The sequence below is a fragment of the Paracoccus sanguinis genome (assembly GCF_900106665.1).
Classification (GTDB): domain Bacteria; phylum Pseudomonadota; class Alphaproteobacteria; order Rhodobacterales; family Rhodobacteraceae; genus Paracoccus; species Paracoccus panacisoli.
The window spans coordinates 95,837-110,674 of record NZ_FNNA01000006.1 but is presented as its reverse complement, the minus strand read 5'-3'; the positions used below and the strand labels follow the sequence as shown (position 1 = coordinate 110,674).

24 protein-coding genes are annotated in these 14,838 nt (G+C 69.5%); all 24 read left to right on the top strand.

Annotation, left to right across the window (positions count from 1 at the left end):
- Nucleotides 1-14 precede the first annotated feature (14 nt).
- Entirely contained in the window at nucleotides 15-542 is a 528-nt protein-coding gene (locus BLW17_RS15010) for a host-nuclease inhibitor Gam family protein (protein WP_036701206.1), read from the top strand.
- On the top strand, nucleotides 542-727 hold the full coding sequence (locus tag BLW17_RS15005) for a hypothetical protein (protein ID WP_036731606.1): 186 nt from the start codon (nucleotides 542-544) through the stop codon (nucleotides 725-727). Before BLW17_RS15010 ends, BLW17_RS15005 begins: the two co-directional genes overlap by 1 nt.
- The gene (locus tag BLW17_RS15000) at nucleotides 727-1,164 is read left to right on the top strand and encodes a regulatory protein GemA (protein WP_036701212.1); all 438 of its coding nucleotides are present in this window, start codon (nucleotides 727-729) and stop codon (nucleotides 1,162-1,164) included. The genes BLW17_RS15005 and BLW17_RS15000 overlap by 1 nt, the downstream gene beginning before the upstream one ends.
- Nucleotides 1,164-1,565 carry a Mor transcription activator family protein gene (locus BLW17_RS14995; RefSeq protein WP_036701214.1) on the top strand — a complete coding sequence of 134 codons (402 nt, stop codon included), beginning with the start codon at nucleotides 1,164-1,166 and terminating at the stop codon, nucleotides 1,563-1,565. The genes BLW17_RS15000 and BLW17_RS14995 overlap by 1 nt, the downstream gene beginning before the upstream one ends.
- A gap of 93 nt (nucleotides 1,566-1,658) precedes the next feature.
- The gene (locus BLW17_RS14990) at nucleotides 1,659-2,489 is read left to right on the top strand and encodes an N-acetylmuramoyl-L-alanine amidase (protein ID WP_244507340.1); all 831 of its coding nucleotides are present in this window, start codon (nucleotides 1,659-1,661) and stop codon (nucleotides 2,487-2,489) included.
- Nucleotides 2,490-2,501: 12 nt separating this feature from the next.
- Nucleotides 2,502-2,849, top strand: a complete 348-nt coding sequence (locus tag BLW17_RS14985) for a hypothetical protein (RefSeq protein WP_074826988.1) — start codon at nucleotides 2,502-2,504, stop codon at nucleotides 2,847-2,849.
- Nucleotides 2,846-3,190 (top strand): DUF2730 family protein, encoded by a 345-nt coding sequence (locus tag BLW17_RS14980; protein WP_036701220.1) that lies wholly within the window; start codon nucleotides 2,846-2,848, stop codon nucleotides 3,188-3,190. The genes BLW17_RS14985 and BLW17_RS14980 overlap by 4 nt, the downstream gene beginning before the upstream one ends.
- Complete coding sequence (locus BLW17_RS14975; RefSeq protein ID WP_036707342.1) at nucleotides 3,187-3,483, top strand: VpaChn25_0724 family phage protein; 297 nt, start codon at nucleotides 3,187-3,189, stop codon at nucleotides 3,481-3,483. The genes BLW17_RS14980 and BLW17_RS14975 overlap by 4 nt, the downstream gene beginning before the upstream one ends.
- Nucleotides 3,483-4,022 carry a phage protein Gp27 family protein gene (locus BLW17_RS14970; RefSeq protein ID WP_036731610.1) on the top strand — a complete coding sequence of 180 codons (540 nt, stop codon included), beginning with the start codon at nucleotides 3,483-3,485 and terminating at the stop codon, nucleotides 4,020-4,022. The genes BLW17_RS14975 and BLW17_RS14970 overlap by 1 nt, the downstream gene beginning before the upstream one ends.
- Nucleotides 4,022-4,237 carry a hypothetical protein gene (locus BLW17_RS14965; RefSeq protein ID WP_036731612.1) on the top strand — a complete coding sequence of 72 codons (216 nt, stop codon included), beginning with the start codon at nucleotides 4,022-4,024 and terminating at the stop codon, nucleotides 4,235-4,237. The genes BLW17_RS14970 and BLW17_RS14965 overlap by 1 nt, the downstream gene beginning before the upstream one ends.
- Complete coding sequence (locus BLW17_RS14960) at nucleotides 4,234-5,640, top strand: terminase large subunit domain-containing protein (protein ID WP_081969069.1); 1,407 nt, start codon at nucleotides 4,234-4,236, stop codon at nucleotides 5,638-5,640. Before BLW17_RS14965 ends, BLW17_RS14960 begins: the two co-directional genes overlap by 4 nt.
- Entirely contained in the window at nucleotides 5,640-7,241 is a 1,602-nt protein-coding gene (locus tag BLW17_RS14955; RefSeq protein WP_036731614.1) for a DUF935 domain-containing protein, read from the top strand. The genes BLW17_RS14960 and BLW17_RS14955 overlap by 1 nt, the downstream gene beginning before the upstream one ends.
- Nucleotides 7,238-8,560, top strand: coding sequence for a phage head morphogenesis protein (locus BLW17_RS14950; RefSeq protein ID WP_052176226.1), 1,323 nt, complete (start codon nucleotides 7,238-7,240; stop codon nucleotides 8,558-8,560). Before BLW17_RS14955 ends, BLW17_RS14950 begins: the two co-directional genes overlap by 4 nt.
- A gap of 205 nt (nucleotides 8,561-8,765) precedes the next feature.
- Complete coding sequence (locus BLW17_RS14945) at nucleotides 8,766-9,788, top strand: phage protease (protein ID WP_036731616.1); 1,023 nt, start codon at nucleotides 8,766-8,768, stop codon at nucleotides 9,786-9,788.
- A complete protein-coding gene (locus BLW17_RS14940) occupies nucleotides 9,788-10,177 on the top strand; it encodes a hypothetical protein (protein WP_036701235.1) in 390 nt (129 codons plus the stop codon). Before BLW17_RS14945 ends, BLW17_RS14940 begins: the two co-directional genes overlap by 1 nt.
- An 11-nt stretch (nucleotides 10,178-10,188) precedes the next feature.
- Entirely contained in the window at nucleotides 10,189-11,082 is an 894-nt protein-coding gene (locus BLW17_RS14935) for a Mu-like prophage major head subunit gpT family protein (protein ID WP_036731618.1), read from the top strand.
- 11 nt (nucleotides 11,083-11,093) lie between these two features.
- Nucleotides 11,094-11,552, top strand: coding sequence for a hypothetical protein (locus BLW17_RS14930; protein ID WP_036731620.1), 459 nt, complete (start codon nucleotides 11,094-11,096; stop codon nucleotides 11,550-11,552).
- Nucleotides 11,552-11,980 carry a gp436 family protein gene (locus BLW17_RS14925; RefSeq protein WP_052176227.1) on the top strand — a complete coding sequence of 143 codons (429 nt, stop codon included), beginning with the start codon at nucleotides 11,552-11,554 and terminating at the stop codon, nucleotides 11,978-11,980. The genes BLW17_RS14930 and BLW17_RS14925 overlap by 1 nt, the downstream gene beginning before the upstream one ends.
- Nucleotides 11,980-12,471 carry a phage virion morphogenesis protein gene (locus tag BLW17_RS14920; protein ID WP_052171715.1) on the top strand — a complete coding sequence of 164 codons (492 nt, stop codon included), beginning with the start codon at nucleotides 11,980-11,982 and terminating at the stop codon, nucleotides 12,469-12,471. Before BLW17_RS14925 ends, BLW17_RS14920 begins: the two co-directional genes overlap by 1 nt.
- Nucleotides 12,461-12,913, top strand: a complete 453-nt coding sequence (locus BLW17_RS14915) for a phage tail terminator protein (protein WP_074826985.1) — start codon at nucleotides 12,461-12,463, stop codon at nucleotides 12,911-12,913. Before BLW17_RS14920 ends, BLW17_RS14915 begins: the two co-directional genes overlap by 11 nt.
- Complete coding sequence (locus BLW17_RS14910) at nucleotides 12,910-13,839, top strand: phage tail tube protein (protein ID WP_036731623.1); 930 nt, start codon at nucleotides 12,910-12,912, stop codon at nucleotides 13,837-13,839. The genes BLW17_RS14915 and BLW17_RS14910 overlap by 4 nt, the downstream gene beginning before the upstream one ends.
- Nucleotides 13,839-14,120 (top strand): hypothetical protein, encoded by a 282-nt coding sequence (locus tag BLW17_RS14905; RefSeq protein ID WP_036731626.1) that lies wholly within the window; start codon nucleotides 13,839-13,841, stop codon nucleotides 14,118-14,120. Before BLW17_RS14910 ends, BLW17_RS14905 begins: the two co-directional genes overlap by 1 nt.
- Nucleotides 14,120-14,479 carry a hypothetical protein gene (locus BLW17_RS14900; protein ID WP_036731628.1) on the top strand — a complete coding sequence of 120 codons (360 nt, stop codon included), beginning with the start codon at nucleotides 14,120-14,122 and terminating at the stop codon, nucleotides 14,477-14,479. The genes BLW17_RS14905 and BLW17_RS14900 overlap by 1 nt, the downstream gene beginning before the upstream one ends.
- Nucleotides 14,480-14,541: 62 nt before the next feature.
- The gene (locus BLW17_RS14895) at nucleotides 14,542-14,838 is read left to right on the top strand and encodes a hypothetical protein (RefSeq protein WP_036731630.1); all 297 of its coding nucleotides are present in this window, start codon (nucleotides 14,542-14,544) and stop codon (nucleotides 14,836-14,838) included.

The window sequence follows — 14,838 nt, the reverse complement described above, 5'->3', positions numbered from 1 at the left end:
CGAAGGAGACGATGATGGCGAAGAAAGTGAAGACGAAGGCGGTGCCGGCCCTGCCGATCCCTGCCGACGACACCGAGGCGCGCGAGGCGATCCGCGAGATCGGCGATCGTCAGCGAGAGGCGCTGCGGTTGCAGGCCGAGATGAATGACCAGATCGCGGCCCTTCAGGAGCGTTACGGCGCCCTCGTCGCCCCCATCAACACCAGGATCGCCGCGCTGACCGAGGGATTGCAGATGTTCTGCGAGGTCAACCGCGCGCGCCTCACCGGGGGCAAGGTCAAGTACGCCGAGTTCTCGACCGGCAAGGTCTCCTGGCGGCTGCGGCCGGCCAAGGTGACGCTCAAGAAGATCGAGGACGTGATCGAGGCCATCCGCAAGGCCGGCCTCGGCGATCGCTTCCTGCGCACCAAGACCGAGGTCAACAAGGACGCGATGCTCGAGGACCGGGCGACAGCCACGGCGATCAAGGGCGTGAGCATCGGCTCGGACGGCGAAGACTTCGTGGTCGAGCCCTACGAGACCGACCTCAGGGGCGCAGCCTGATGGAGCGGTCGTCGTCCGCGAAGTGGTTCTGGCATGAGCTGGATCGCATCCTGCGGCCGGCGCTGCAGGGCGGATGCAGCTGGGACGAGGCGATCTCCGCCCTGCGCGACAAGGCCGACCAGCTCGAGGCGCAACGCGACGTCGGGCTCGAAGCGGCCAGCTACCGCAAGTTCGAGCGGCTGTGATGAGCACCGTCCGAGCCATCTATGCCGGGCTTCGGGCCGTCGGGATCGCCGACGAGGGCGATCGACGCGACCTCTATGAGCGCGTGACGGGTAAGCGCTCTCTGCGGCTCATGACCAGCAACGAACAGGAGGGCGTGGTCCAGGAGCTGCGGCGGCTGGGCTTCCGGCCGACCGCTGGACAGCGTCCCCGGGCAGAGCGGGCTGACGTCCGCTACCTCCACGTCCTGTGGCGGCTGCTCTCGGATGCCGGTGAGACACGCCAGCCTGGGCGGTCCGGCCTCAACGCCTTCATCCGCGCGCGCTTTGGCGCGTCCTGGGGCGCTGAGCCGATCGACGTCGACGGCTTGCGCGAGCCCGCGCAGATCAACGCGGTGACCCGTGCGCTCAAGGATTGGTGCCGGCGCGCGGGCATCCCTCATGATCACGGGCGAGACTGATGACGACCGCTGGCTGGATCGACGAGCTCGAGGCTGATCTGGGTTTGCCGGCCCGGCTTCGGCTCGTCGCCAACGCCGGGGGTCAGCGCCGGCCGATCCCTCACATGGCGTCGGCCGGCAACTCCAAGCTCGCGGGTGAGGTCGGGGCGGACGTGGCCAGGTGGCTCGCCTCCCGCTTCGCTGGCGAGGACATCGACATCCCGAACGACACCTCGACCGCCCGGTCGGCAAAATCCGCGCGGCTCGTCGCCGACATCCTCGAGGCGGGATTGACCGAACCGACCCGCAGCGCGAATGATCTGGCGCGAGCTCATGGCGTCACCCGGCGCTGGGTCGTCATGCTGCGCGCCGCTCTTCGCGCCGAACGCACCGCCGCGGACGACCAGTTGCCGTTGTTCTGACCGCGGGAACTGCTTCCCCGCCGATCCCCTGATCCTTCGCCCGTAGGGTCGCCCGGACAACCGGAGCGACTCATGCGCGTCAAGAACCAGAGGATGGAGGGTGTGCCGTACAAGGCCGCCCGCAACATCGGGGGAGTGATCACCCCCGAGATCGTCGTGCTGCACGACACCGCCGGGCGGCTCGAGAAGGGCAACAGCGCCGCCTACCTGCGCGACAACAAGGCGGGGGTCAGCGTCCACTTCGTGGTCGAGCGTGACGGCTCGATCGAGCAGCAGGTGCCGCTGAACCGTCGCGCGGCTCACGCCGGCAAGAGCAGCTTCCACGGCCGCAGCGACTGCAACGACTTCTCGATCGGCATCGAGATCGTCAACCCGGGTAGGCTGGCCGAGAAGGGCAAGTACCAGGGTATCAGCTGGTGGGGCGAGACCTTCGACATCGACAAGGACAACCTCGCCTGGGTCGAGACGAAACCCCACGGGTCCGGACTGTGGATGGCGTACACGCCGGAGCAGATCGAGGCGGTACTCGACCTGCTGACCGCGCTGTTCGCCGGCGTGCCGTCGCTGCGCGACATCACCACCCACTGGTACATCTCGCCCGGGCGCAAGGTCGACACGAACCCGCTGTTCCCGATCGAGGGCCTGCGTGCCCGGGTACTGGGCCGAGACGATCCCGCTGATGCGCTAGCCGAGGCGGGGTCCGAGCTGCTGCCGACCGCCACCATGCTGCGGATCAAGGCCCCCGGCGACACGCTGAACATGCGTCGCTGGCCCAGCTTCGAGAACAATGTCGTCGGCGCCATCCCGCACGGGACTGTCCTCCCTGCCATCCGGGGTGGGACCTTCGGGGATCGGGCCTGGAGCCTCGTCCAGTACGCCGGCCGCGAGGGCTGGATCGTCGACGCCTACACCGAGATCGTCTGAGGAGACACAGCCATGTCGGCCGCACTGCTGACCATTCTGAACACTGTCCTGCCTGCGATCCTGACGATCGTGGGCACCGTGCTGGCGACGTTCCTGATCAAGGTCGCCGCTGTTGCCCAGGCGCGTTGGGGCATCGAGATCGAGGCCAAGGACCGCGAGGCGCTGCACTCGGCGCTGATGAGCGGTATTCGGGCTGCCCTGCAGCGCGGATTGGGCCCGGGCGATGCGGTCATCGCCGCGCTGGCACATGCGCAGCGAAGCGTGCCCGACGCGCTGGCGCGCCTGAACCCCTCCGACAAGGTCCTGGGCAACATTGCCGAGGCGAAGCTCGAAGAGGCTATCAGGGCGGCCGTCAAATGAATTTCCAGTTCGACCTGACCATCTCGCTGGGCCTCATCTTCGCGGTAGTCAGTGCGATCATCGGCTGGGTTCGTCTGCAGCTGAAGCGGATCGACACGCGCATCGATGTCGCCAACGACCGCCTGGACCGGCACGAAGCGCGGCTGTCGATGGCCGAGCAGACGCTGCAGACCCTGCCCAAGAAGGACGAGCTGCACCAGGTCAACATGACCCTCGAGCGCATGGCAGGCGACATGCGCGAGGTGCGCGCGCTGATGGGCGGGCAGCAGCAGATCATGTCACGGCTGGAAACCGTCGTGACCCGCCAGGAAGACCATCTGATGAGCAGGGCCGCAAAATGAGCTATGCTGAACATGTCGCCGGCCACCGCCGGCTCGCCATCCTGCGCCACCTGGAGGGCAGCCCCGAATATGTCAGCAACGCCTCGATCCTCCAGGGCGTGCTGATCGGTCTGGGCCTGCCCTGCACGTCCGACCAGCTGAGTGCGGACCTCGCGTGGCTGCGCGAGCAGGGGCTGGCGCGCTTCGACCCCGCGGCCGAGTTCATCGTCGTGACCGCCACCGCGCGCGGCACCGAGGTTGCGCGCGGGCTCGCGCAGCACCCGGGCGTCCAGCGTCCGCGCCCGAGGGTCTGATGCCGCCCCCGAAGAAGATCGACAGCCTCCCGGCCGAGATCCGGGAGTGGCTTCAGGACACCCTGCGCGCACGGGGGTTTGCCGATTACGTGGCGATCACCGAGGAGCTGAACGACAAGCTTGCCGACGCCGGCAAGGTCGTGTCGTTCCACCACGCCACGGTCCACCGGTTCGGCCAGGAGTATCACCAGTTCGTCCGCACTCAGGAGACGGCCAGCGCCTGGGCGCAGGGCTGGATGCTGGAGAACGGTCTGGAGGAGGAGGCCAAGCGCCACAACGTGCTGTTCCAGATGGTCACCGCGCTCGCGTTCCGGGCGATGGAGGCGCGCATGATGGACGACGGCGCGGACATCGATCCGAAGGACCTGCACTTCATCGGCAAGATGCTGAAGGACATCATGGCATCGGCCGGCATCCGCCAGACCATGCTCGCGGCCGAGCGCAAGCTCCAATCCGAGCGCCTCGACGCCGCGGTCGCCGCCGGCGACATCGACGCCGAGGCCGCGGCCAAGGCCCGCGCGATCATGGGGTTCGCGTGATGGCGAGCAGCGCGCAGATCGCACACGACTTGCGGATGCAGGCGAACGCGCTGGAGGGGCGCCACCTGCAGGGGACGATGTTGACCGGCCTTTGCCGGTCCCTGCGGCGCGGCGCGGACGAGATCGAGCGGCTGGAGGCCGAACTGACGTGGTTGCGCGGGTTCGCCGACCAGGTGCTCGCGGCGGAAGCCGCCGAACTGGAGGACGCAGCATGAGCGTCCCCTTCGCGCCGGTCGTCAATTTCCTGCCCTATCAGCGGCGCTGGATCGCCGACCAGAGCCGGTTCAAGATCGGGATGTTCAGCCGCCAGACCGGCAAGACCTTCTCGACGGGCGGCGAGTGCGTCGACGACTGCTTCCGCGCCTGGGTGGACGGACGGCGCGCGCGTTGGGTGATCCTGTCTCGGGGGGAGCGGCAGGCGGCCGAGATGATGACCGAGGTCATCAAGCCGTTCACGCAGGCCTTCTATGCCGCCTACAACACCCTGTTGAAGGGGGGCGAACCGCGGTTTTCCGAGGGCGAATTCCGGGCCCCGCAGGAGAGCGGCCCGGACGCGACCTACAAGGCGCTCGAGGTCACCTTCCCGAACGGCAGCCGGATCACCGCGCTGCCGGCGAACCCTGACACCGCCCGCGGCTTCTCGGCCAACGTGATCCTCGACGAGTTCGCCTTCCACGCGAAGTCCCGCGAGATCTGGGCCGCGCTCTTTCCTGTGATCTCGCGCGGCGGCCAGAAGCTGCGGGTGATCAGTACGCCGAACGGCAAGGGCAACAAGTTCTACGAGCTGATGACGGCCGAGGACAGTGTCTGGTCCCGGCACGTCGTCGATATCTACCAGGCGGTGAGCCAGGGGCTCGACCGCGACATCGACATGCTCCGCCGGGGCATGTCCGACGAGGACGCATGGGCGCAGGAGTACGAGCTCAAGTGGCTCGACGAGGCCTCGGCCTGGCTCGACTACGACCTGATCTCGGCCGCGGAGGCGGAGGCGGCGGGCGACCCGGCCGGCTACCAGGGCGGGCTCTGCTATGTCGGCGTCGACATCGCCGCGCGCAACGACCTGTTCGTGATCTGGGTGGACGAGCTGGTGGGCGACGTGCTCTGGACGCGCGAGATCATCGCCCGCCGCCGGATCAGCTTCGCCGAGCAGGACGCGCTGCTCGATGACGTGATGCGCCGCTACCGGGTCGTGCGGCTGCGCATGGACCAGACCGGCATGGGCGAAAAGCCCGTCGAGGACGCCAAGCGGCGCCATGGCGAGCTGCGGGTCGAAGGCGTGCTCTTCAGCGCGGCCGCCAAACTCGACATGGCGACGGCGCTGAAGGAGGCGCTGCAGGACCGCAAGCTGCGGTTGCCCGCCGGCGATCCCGTGCTGCGGGCCGATCTGCATTCGGTCAAGAGCGTGGTCGGTGTCACCGGCACCCGCCGCCTCGTGGCCGACGGCGACAGCGACGGCCATGCCGACCGGTTCTGGGCCGGCGCACTGGCCGCATCGGCCGCGCGCGAGGTGCCCGCGACCTACGATTACACCGCCGTGCCTTCGGCGCGCTCGCGTTTCGCGGCAGGTCTGGACGATGACGACGATGAGCCGGGAATTCGGCGACGGGGGATCTGGTGATGCTGGTGGATCGCTATGGACGGCCGCTTCGGGCGCCGACGAAGGACGAGCTGGAGACCGAGCAGGCGGTGCCGACGCTCGGATCGGTCCGCCAGATCGCCACCGGGCATCCTGCCGAGGGCCTGGAACCGCTGCGCCTCGCAGCGATCCTGCACTCAGCGGAGACGGGCGATGCCACCGCCTATCTCGAACTGGCCGAGCAGATGGAAGAGAAGGACCTGCACTACGCGGCGGTGCTGGGCGTCCGGAAGCGCGCGATCCGCAGCCTCGAGCTCAAGGTCGAGCCGGGTGCCGAGGACGACACGGGCGCCCAGGAGGCGGCCGACCTGGTGCGCGATGCGTTGCACGGGCCCGCCGTCCGGACCAGTCTGATCGGCATCCTCGACGCGATCGGCAAGGGCTACTCGGTCAGCGAATTGATCTGGGATCGATCCGGCCCGCGCTGGACCATCGCCGGGATCGAGCGTGTGGACCCGCGCTGGTTCGAGTTCGACCAGCTCACCGGGCGCCAGCTGAGGCTGCGCGGCCTTGCGGGCGGCGAGGAGCTCCGTCCGTGGAAGTTCGTGGTGCACTTCGCGGAGGCCAAATCGGGACTGCCGATCCGGGGCGGGCTCGCCCGGCTTGCGGCCTGGGGCTTCATGTTCAAGCACTTCACCATCCGCGACTGGGCGATCTTCACGGAAGCCTACGGGCACCCGCTGCGGATCGGCAAATACGACCCGGCGCTCGCCAGCGCGCAGGACAAGGCCACGCTGCTTCGGGCGGTGCGGTCGATGGGCACCGACATGGCCGCGATCATCCCCAACAACATGCTGGTCGACATCATCACCACCGCCGTCTCAGGGACGCAGGAGCTCTATGAGCGGACGGCGCGGTACTGGGACGAGCAGATCTCCAAGGGCGTGCTCGGCCAGGTCGCGACCACCGACGCCATCGCCGGCGGGCATGCAGTGGGCAAGATCCACGAGGAGGTGCGCGGCGACATCCGCGACGCCGACGCCGATGACCTCGCCGCGACGCTGATGCGCGACGTGGCGACGCCGCTGACCCAGCTCAACTTCCCGCCCGGCACACCCGTCCCCGTGATCCGCTTCGAGCCGCCCGAGCGGGTCGATCCCGAGCAGCTGCTCAAGCTGATGGAGATCGCCGGTCCGGCCGGACTGCGGATCGCACATGCCGACATCTACAGGGCTTTCGCGCTGCGCGAGCCCTCCGAGGGTGAGGAGGTGCTGGCCTTCAGCCCCGCCCCGCCGGTGATGATCAGACCCGGGGGCCCGGCCATCCCGGCGCCCGAGCGGCCGCTGGCCCTGCCGTCGCCGGGGCGCCGCGAGCTGGCCGCGCGGTCGGCGGACGACGCGCATGAAGATGCGATCACCGCCGCCATCGACGAGATGATCGACGGCGGCGGGATGCAGCAACGCATGGACGGCCTCCTCGACGAGCTGCTCGAGGGCATCCGGTCTGCCGAGAGCCCCGAGGCCGCGCTGGAACTCGTTGCCCGGTTCGAGGCACGCGCCCCTGACGCCGATCTGCGCGAGCTGCTCGCGCGCGCGATCTTCGGCGCACGGATGGCGGCCGACATGGGGGCCGATCTCAAATGACCGACGTTCGCCTTGCCCCGCTGCCGCCCGCGGAGGCGATGGCGTACTTCCGGTCGAAGGGACTGGCGCCGGCGGACGCGCGGTTCGACTATCGCGACGTCTGGCGCGGCCAGCATGCGGCAAGCTTCGTCGTCGCCAAGGCCATGCAGGACGACGTGGCGACCCTGTTCCGGGACGCCATCCTGAAGGCCCAGGGTGAGGGCCGCAGCTTTCGCGACTTTGCCGACGAACTCGAGCCGCAGCTGCGCGCCGCCGGCTGGTGGGGGCGCAGCACGATGACCGACCCGCTGACCGGCGAGGTGCGCGATGTGCAGCTGGGCTCGATGCACCGGCTCCGGACGATCTTCGACACCAACATGCGCACGGCGGCCGCGGCGGGCCGCTGGGCACAGATCGAGCGCACCAGGAAGGCATTCCCCTATCTGCGCTACCGCCAGATCGATCGACCCACCCGGCGGCTCCAGCACAAGCGCTTCGACAACCTCGTGCGCCCCGTGGACGATCCGGTCTGGGCGCGCATCTATCCGCCAAATGGTTGGTTCTGCGGCTGCTGGGTCGAGCAGATCACCCAGGGGCAGGTCGATCGCGGCGAGGTCGCGGTCTCGCCGCCCTTCGACCTGGATGAGGTCGAGTGGGAGAACGCGCGAACGGGCCGCACCGAGGACATTCCCCGCGGCGTCCACCCCGGCTTTGACGTGAACCCCGGGATGATCTGGCTCGACATGACCAGGCGCATGGAGGGTCTGTCCGGGCCGCCGAACCATCCCGAGCTCGTCGGCCTCGGCACCCAGCTGCGTCTGGACGCTCTCCGCGACGGGCGGGCGCGGGGCGCCTATGTCGCGCCCGACGGCGAGGTGCGCGGCGCCACCGAAGCGCCCGCCGCATCGCCTGAGCAGTTGCCCCCTCCCACTCTCGACACGGCGGGGCTGGATTTCATCCGCGCGGTCCCCAGTGAACGAAGCTTCAGCCGTGAGGAGCTTCTGACGCTGACCGACGAGGGGCTCGCGGGCGCGATCACCATCACCCCGGGGGGCAGCGTGTTTGCCGTGCATCTGCGCGGCAGCCCGGCCGACAGCCTGGGCGGCCTGCTCGATCAGTTCGAGGTTCGATTGGCTTCTGATCCGGTGCAGCTTGCCTTGGCGAAGCTGCCGGCGGACGAGCGGCGGAAGGTTGTCGAGCATGTGCGTCTGCTCTGGCTTGAGCGGCACGAGCGCCTCGACTACTTCTGGGACGTGACCGGTCGGCAGAACGACCTGTTCTCGAGCCTTGCCGGGCTGTTCGACACGCTGCTGGTGGACCCCCCTCAAAAATCGCCGTAGAGGGCCCTCGTCGCCCCCGAGGCTGTCCGTGGACCCGGAAATGCCACGAACCCGTTTTTGAAGGCGCTCCGGCGGTTTTGAACACCATCCCGCGCCACACCCCCGGTTGGCAGGCGCAGAGACGCGGCCGGGGAACCTCTTCCCCCGCCTGAGGCCCCCCGGTCACCCTTACACGGATCGCAGATCAGCATCTGCGGACCGACCCATGACCGACACCCTCGAACGCCACACCGCTGCCCTGACCGCCGAGGTCTCGGCCGATGCGCCGTCGCGCATCGAGCTGATCCCGACCGGCGCATTCCGGACGGCCGACCGGCGGGGCGAATTCTCCATCGACGACGCCGCCGAGGTGATCTCGGCCTCGCTGGCCGCGGCGCCCGGCGGGCAGATGTGCGTCGATTTCGGCCACGGCATCCACGGTGGCGGTGAGCGCCGCTCGTCGGCCGCGGGCTGGATCACCGGCCTCGAGCAGGAAGGCGACCGGATCATGGCCGCCGTCGAGTGGACGCCCGAGGGCGCCCGCGCCTTGCGGGACCGCGCCTATCGCTTCGTTTCCCCGGTGTTCAAGACGCGCGGCCGCAAGGTCGTGCTGATCGAAGGGGCCGGCCTCGTCAACAACCCCGCCCTGCCGCAGCTGCGGCAACTCGCATCCCAGCAAGAGGACATCCAGATGGATGACATCAAGAAGATCGCCGCGGCTCTGGGCCTCGGCGAGGACGCCGGCGTGGACGCGATCCTCGCGTCGATCGCCGCGTCGAAGGAACAGGGTGAGCGCAACGCCACCGTGCTCGCCTCGGTCATGGACGCCGCCGGCGTGTCCGACCTCTCCGATGAGGGGGTCCGGCAGCTTTGCGCCCGGGCGGGCGACGAGCCCGACCCCACCCGCTATGTGCCGAAGGTCGCGCTCGACGAGGTGACCCGGCAGCTGGCCGCGCTTCAGGGCGAGGTCAGCGCCAAGTCGGTCGAAGCCGCGATCGATGCGGCCAAGAAGGCCGGGAAGCTGACGCCCGCCATGGAAGGCTGGGGCCGGCAGCTCGCGTCGCGTGATCTCGAGGCGTTCGAGGCCTTCGCCGCCAGCGCGCCGGTGATCGTCGGCGGCGAGCGGCAGCTCGAGGGCGCGGCGCCCGCGGGGGATGCCGACGAGCTGACCCCGACCGAGCGCCAGATCTGCGCCGTGACCGGCGTCGACCCCGCCCGCTTCCTCGCGACCCGGAAAGGTGAAGCCTGATGGCCAAGGACGAAAACCGCATGCCGCTCGAGGTCAACCACCCGGCGGCATTCTTCGGCAACCCGGTCGCGGCCGGGGCGCACATCTTCCGCGGCGCACTGGTCGCGCTGGATGCCGCCGGCAACGCCGTCCCGGCCCTGCCGGCCTCGCCGGTCATGCGCGGCGTGGCGCGTGAGGAAGCCGACAACACCGGCGGCGTGGCTGGCGCGATCTCGGTCGAGACCGCGCGCGGCTGCTGGCTGATCCGCAACAACGGCACCGTGAACCGCACCCACATCGGCAAGAACGTGTTCGTCGTGGACGACGAGACCGTCGGCGCGACCGGCACGCTCGTCGCCGGGCGGTGCCTGGATGTCACCCCCGGCGGCGTTGCCGTCGAAATCGTCTGAAAGGACCCGCCATGAAGATGAACAGCGCCGCGTTGCGCGCCCTCGACACGGCCTTCACCACCACCTTCAACACCACCCTGAACGACACGCCGACCACCTGGCAGAAGATCGCCATGAAGGTGGCCTCGACCACCGGCCATCAGGCCTATCCCCGGCTGTCCGACATCAAGGGCATGCGCGAGTGGGTGGGCGAGCGTCACATCCAGCGCCTGGACCGTGAGGGGTTCACGATCACCAACCGGCGCTTCGAGAACACGATTGCGGTCTCGGCCGACGACATCGCCGACGATCAGATCGGGCTCTACACGCCGATGGTGGCCGACTTCGCCCAGACTGCGGCCGAACTGCCCGACGAGCTGGTGTTCGATCACCTGCTGAAAGGGTTCGACACCACCCACTACGACGGCCAGTTCTTCTTCGACACCGACCATCCCGTCCTCGACGAGTTCGGCGTCGAGCGCAGCGTCTCGAACATGACCGCGGGCTCGTCGCCGGTCTGGTTCCTGATCGACGACACCCGGGCGATCAAGCCGATGATCTTCCAGGATCGCGAGGCGCCGAAGATCACGGCCAAGACGAACCTGAACGACGACAACGTCTTCCACCACGATGAATTCCTGTGGGGCGTGAAGCGTCGCTGCGCCGCAGGGTTCGGCGCCTGGCAGCTGATCCACGCGAGCCGCGCGCCGCTCACCGCCGACAACTACGCCGCGGCCCGCCAGGCGATGCTGTCGATGCGCGGGGCCTACGACCGGAAGATCAACCTGCGCCCCGGCCTGCTGGTCGTGAGCCCGGCGAACGAGGGTGCGGCGCGCAGGATCCTGATGTCCGAGAGCGACGCGGGCGGGGGCACCAACATCTGGCGCAACACCGCGACGCTGCACGTCGAAACCCGGCTGAACTGAGGAGCGAGCTGATGGCCCGAAAACCCGCTGACACCGCCGGCGCCGCCGGCGCCAGTGCCGACACCGCCCCGCTGCCCGAGGGCGTCACCGAAGACACCCTCGTGGTCAAGGGCGAGCCTGCGACCGCCGCGCCGGAGGCGGCACCCGAGCAGGGCACGACCTCGCGCCTGCCCGAGGGCGTCACCGAGGAGACCGTGGTGGTCGGGGGCGAAGCCGCCGATGCGATGCCCGAAGTGGGCACGGCGGACGCACCCTCGACCGCGCCGCCGCTGCCCGGCGACGCGACCGACGATGCCCCGATCACGGGGACCGTCCTGCTGGTCACCTGTTCCGTCGCCGCCGGCCGTCGGCGGGCGGGGCGGCGCTGGCCCGCCGGGACCACCCGGGTCGCCGCCTCGGCGTTCAGCGCCGAGGATCTCGAGGCCCTGCGCGGCGACGTGATGCTGCGGGTCGAGCTCGAGGCTGCCTGATGAGCTATGCGTCGGTTGCCGACCTGAAGGCCGTCATCCCCGCCCGCGACCTCGCGTTGCTGGCGGGGTTCGATCAAGGCGATGCGGCGGCGTCCGACGCACGGCTGGCCCAGGCGCTGACCGATGCCTCGGCCGAGATCGACGGCTATCTGCGCCGGCAGGTCAGCCTGCCGCTGGCCGACCCGCCGCACACGCTCAACGTCTACTGCCGCGACCTCGCCATGTGGCGGCTCTACCGCAACCTCGGTCACGACACCGATCGGCTGAAGGCGCTGCGGGACGGCGCCCTCTCGTGGCTGCGCGACGTGGCTGCGGGCAAGATCGGGCTGGGGGACGATGACACGCCGCCACTCGACACGTCGGGCGGGGTGGCGATGACGGATGGTCCCGAGCGCCTGTTGACCCGCGACAGCATGCGTGGCTGGTGATGGAAGGGCGGATCGAGTTCCGGGACGGGGCACTGAAAGACGCCCTGCATGAGATCGGTCAGCGCGCGGCCGACCTGACCCCTCTGATGGATATGATCGGCAGCCAGCTCGTGAGTTCGGCCCAAAGCCGGATCGGCGGCTCGAACATCGGGCCGGACGGTGTGCCATGGCCCCCAAGCCTGCGGGCGCGCGAGGACGGCGGCCGGACCCTCTACGACACGGGGCGGTTGCGCGAGAGCATCGTGTCGGCCGCGTCCGCGCGCGAGGTCGAGGTCGGATCGAACCTGCCTTACGCGGGCATCCACCAGTTCGGCGGCGAGATCGTCCCGAAGGTGGCCGGGGCGCTGAGCTTCCGCCTCGCCAACGGCCAGTTCGTCACCTGCGGCAAGGTCACGATCCCCGCCCGCCCGTATCTCGGCATCTCGGACGAGGACCAGGCACAGCTCACGGATGTGGCCCTCGCATACCTGGCCGGCGACGATGTGGCTTGACCCCGCAGATGTCGTCGCGCGGCTCAGGGCAGGCGTTCCCGATCTCGTCGAGGTCGGCACGGCCCGCGATCTTGGCGCCGCGCGCATCGAGACGATCCTGCCCCCGTCCGCCTGGGTGGTGGTCCTGGGCGAGACCGCCGGCGAGGTCCGATACGAGGTGTGCGAGCTCTTCGAGCAGGTCGTGACTGTGCGCTTCGCGGTCGTGCTCGGCGTGCGCGACATCGGCGACCGGACCGGAAGCCTTGCCACGAGCGATCTGCTGCCGATCCGGAAAGAGGTTCACCGGGCCCTGACCGCCTGGAAACCGCAGGATGCCAATCACGGCTGCCGGTTTGCCCGCGGCGCTCTCTCGGGCGCCATCGGCGCGGACGGCACCCTGTTCTGGCAGGACGAGTTCACCGTGGCGTTCGATCGCCGCACCCAACTGGAGATCGCCCCATGAGCGGCTACCAACTGCGGATGATCCGCGAAAAACTGGAGACTGTCTCCGGGACCGACGCGGCCCCGGGGCCCGAGGACGCGGTGCTCTGCCGCAATCTGACCATGCGGCCGCTCGAGGGCGACTGGCAGGAGCAGGACTTCGCCACCGGGCGGGAGGGCGCGCAGCCCGAGGACCTCTACAACCTGCACGCGGCCGTCGAGTACGAGGTCGAGGCGACGCCGAGCGGCGCGGCCGGAACGCCGCCGCGGGTGCGGCGGCAGCTCATCAGCTCGGGCCTTTCCGAGACCGTCGTCACCGGCGCGAGCGTGGGCTATTCGCCCACCCCCGCCGGCGAGGCGATCCCCTCCACGACGCTGCAGATGCGCAACGGCCTGATCCAGCAGAACGTCGTCGGGTGCCGCGGCTCGTTCGGCTTCACGGCCGAGGTGCGCCGCCGCGCCTTCTTCAGCTTCAACCGGCGCGGACGCTATGGCGCGCCGGCCAACCATGTCGCGGCCGCTCACGACTTCACGAGCTGGGGCCGCTCGCTGGAGTGCACGCCCGAGAACATGCAGGCCTTCACCCTCGGCGGGACCCGCCTCTGCGTGCGCAGCTTCAGCCTCACCGACGGTCGCCAGCCGCAGGTCGACAAGTACATGAACTGCGGGGGCACCGACCTTGGTGATCGCCGGTTCTCGGGCCGGATGCAGGTCAAGTGGCCGACGCTGGCAGCCAAGGACATCCTCGGGCTGACCCGGACCGGCACGACCCAGGCGCTGGTGTTCGAGCTGGGGACGACGGCGGGTTCGCGGCTGCGGATCGCCGCGCCCCGAGTGCAGATGAAGTTCGCGGGCGAGGAGAACATCGACGGCGACCTCGGCGCCTCGATCGACCTCGTGTTCCTGCCCGACCAGGGCGACGACGACATCCTGATCGAGTTCCTGTGATGGGCGGCTGCGTTGTCCAGGTCTGGTTCAAGCCGGAAGCCGACATTCGGGGCGGGCAGGGCGCGTTCGAGCTGATCGAGACCGAGATGCCCGACTTCGCGACCTTCTGCGAACTGGTGGATGCAGACCGGCTGATCGGGGGCGCTCGCCTGATCACCCGCGCTAACGCAGAGGTGCGCGAGCGCCGCATCATTGCTCGCCGGCCCATTGCATTTCGTGGCTCGGCGATCGCCCGCTGCCAGCTGCCGACCTGGGCGCTTGTCGAAGAGGAGACCCCCTGATGTTCACGTTCGACCCCGACTACACCTTCCACTGGCCGGTCACCGTCCAGATGCCGGAAGCCGGCGCGAGCCGCCCGGCCGAGTTCACGGCGCTCTTCCGGCTCGTCGAGGAGGACGAACTGTTCGCGCGGCGCGGCGGCGACGCCACGCCGGCGATGACCGACCTGCTGGCGGGCGAGCGCGCGGCTCTCGCGGAGCGGCTGCTCGGCTGGGACGGCATCGAGACCCCGGACGGGACGCCGCTGCCGTTCAGCCCCGAGAACCGCGAGCGCTTGCTGCGCCAGCGGCCGATCCGCGAAGCCGTGGCGAAAGCCTACTTCGATGCCGTTCTGCGGGGCGGCGTCGCGGAAAAAAACTGATCGCCGCCGCCCGCCTGCTCTACGGGCGGCGGGCGGCGACGAACCAGCTGATCGAGGATCTGATGGCGCAGGGTCTGGACGAGGCCTCTGCCAGAGCCACCGCCTCAGGGCTGGTGGACGAACCAGGCGCCCTGACCCTTCCCGAGACGATGCGGCCGCTGATCGATCTCGTGCTCGCCACGCTCGGCCAGTGGCGGATGGCGGGGGGCGGGATGGGGCCGCTGCGCCCGGTGGCGCTGGACCTCGGCGCGGTGGACGTCGCGGCGCGCTGGCTGGGGATCACGCCCGATGCGGCACTGCTGAGTGATCTTCGGGTGATCGAGCATGAGGCGCTGATGCTGATGAGGAGCGAACCGTGA

Excerpts from the sequence above, each read along its gene's own strand:
- BLW17_RS14965 (WP_036731612.1), top strand. The coding sequence starts at position 4,022 with ATGGCGAGCAGCGCGCAGATCGCACACGACTTGCGGATGCAGGCGAAC.
- BLW17_RS15010 (WP_036701206.1), top strand. The coding sequence starts at position 15 with ATGGCGAAGAAAGTGAAGACGAAGGCGGTGCCGGCCCTGCCGATCCCT.
- BLW17_RS14970 (WP_036731610.1), top strand. The coding sequence starts at position 3,483 with ATGCCGCCCCCGAAGAAGATCGACAGCCTCCCGGCCGAGATCCGGGAG.
- BLW17_RS14975 (WP_036707342.1), top strand. The coding sequence starts at position 3,187 with ATGAGCTATGCTGAACATGTCGCCGGCCACCGCCGGCTCGCCATCCTG.
- BLW17_RS14940 (WP_036701235.1), top strand. The coding sequence starts at position 9,788 with ATGGCCAAGGACGAAAACCGCATGCCGCTCGAGGTCAACCACCCGGCG.
- BLW17_RS14915 (WP_074826985.1), top strand. The coding sequence starts at position 12,461 with ATGTGGCTTGACCCCGCAGATGTCGTCGCGCGGCTCAGGGCAGGCGTT.
- BLW17_RS14925 (WP_052176227.1), top strand. The coding sequence starts at position 11,552 with ATGAGCTATGCGTCGGTTGCCGACCTGAAGGCCGTCATCCCCGCCCGC.
- BLW17_RS14990 (WP_244507340.1), top strand. The coding sequence starts at position 1,659 with ATGGAGGGTGTGCCGTACAAGGCCGCCCGCAACATCGGGGGAGTGATC.
- BLW17_RS15000 (WP_036701212.1), top strand. The coding sequence starts at position 727 with ATGAGCACCGTCCGAGCCATCTATGCCGGGCTTCGGGCCGTCGGGATC.
- BLW17_RS14945 (WP_036731616.1), top strand. The coding sequence starts at position 8,766 with ATGACCGACACCCTCGAACGCCACACCGCTGCCCTGACCGCCGAGGTC.
- BLW17_RS14930 (WP_036731620.1), top strand. The coding sequence starts at position 11,094 with ATGGCCCGAAAACCCGCTGACACCGCCGGCGCCGCCGGCGCCAGTGCC.
- BLW17_RS14995 (WP_036701214.1), top strand. The coding sequence starts at position 1,164 with ATGACGACCGCTGGCTGGATCGACGAGCTCGAGGCTGATCTGGGTTTG.
- BLW17_RS14955 (WP_036731614.1), top strand. The coding sequence starts at position 5,640 with ATGCTGGTGGATCGCTATGGACGGCCGCTTCGGGCGCCGACGAAGGAC.
- BLW17_RS14895 (WP_036731630.1), top strand. The coding sequence starts at position 14,542 with ATGGCGCAGGGTCTGGACGAGGCCTCTGCCAGAGCCACCGCCTCAGGG.
- BLW17_RS14985 (WP_074826988.1), top strand. The coding sequence starts at position 2,502 with ATGTCGGCCGCACTGCTGACCATTCTGAACACTGTCCTGCCTGCGATC.
- BLW17_RS14900 (WP_036731628.1), top strand. The coding sequence starts at position 14,120 with ATGTTCACGTTCGACCCCGACTACACCTTCCACTGGCCGGTCACCGTC.
- BLW17_RS14950 (WP_052176226.1), top strand. The coding sequence starts at position 7,238 with ATGACCGACGTTCGCCTTGCCCCGCTGCCGCCCGCGGAGGCGATGGCG.
- BLW17_RS15005 (WP_036731606.1), top strand. The coding sequence starts at position 542 with ATGGAGCGGTCGTCGTCCGCGAAGTGGTTCTGGCATGAGCTGGATCGC.
- BLW17_RS14910 (WP_036731623.1), top strand. The coding sequence starts at position 12,910 with ATGAGCGGCTACCAACTGCGGATGATCCGCGAAAAACTGGAGACTGTC.
- BLW17_RS14920 (WP_052171715.1), top strand. The coding sequence starts at position 11,980 with ATGGAAGGGCGGATCGAGTTCCGGGACGGGGCACTGAAAGACGCCCTG.
- BLW17_RS14905 (WP_036731626.1), top strand. The coding sequence starts at position 13,839 with ATGGGCGGCTGCGTTGTCCAGGTCTGGTTCAAGCCGGAAGCCGACATT.
- BLW17_RS14980 (WP_036701220.1), top strand. The coding sequence starts at position 2,846 with ATGAATTTCCAGTTCGACCTGACCATCTCGCTGGGCCTCATCTTCGCG.
- BLW17_RS14935 (WP_036731618.1), top strand. The coding sequence starts at position 10,189 with ATGAAGATGAACAGCGCCGCGTTGCGCGCCCTCGACACGGCCTTCACC.
- BLW17_RS14960 (WP_081969069.1), top strand. The coding sequence starts at position 4,234 with ATGAGCGTCCCCTTCGCGCCGGTCGTCAATTTCCTGCCCTATCAGCGG.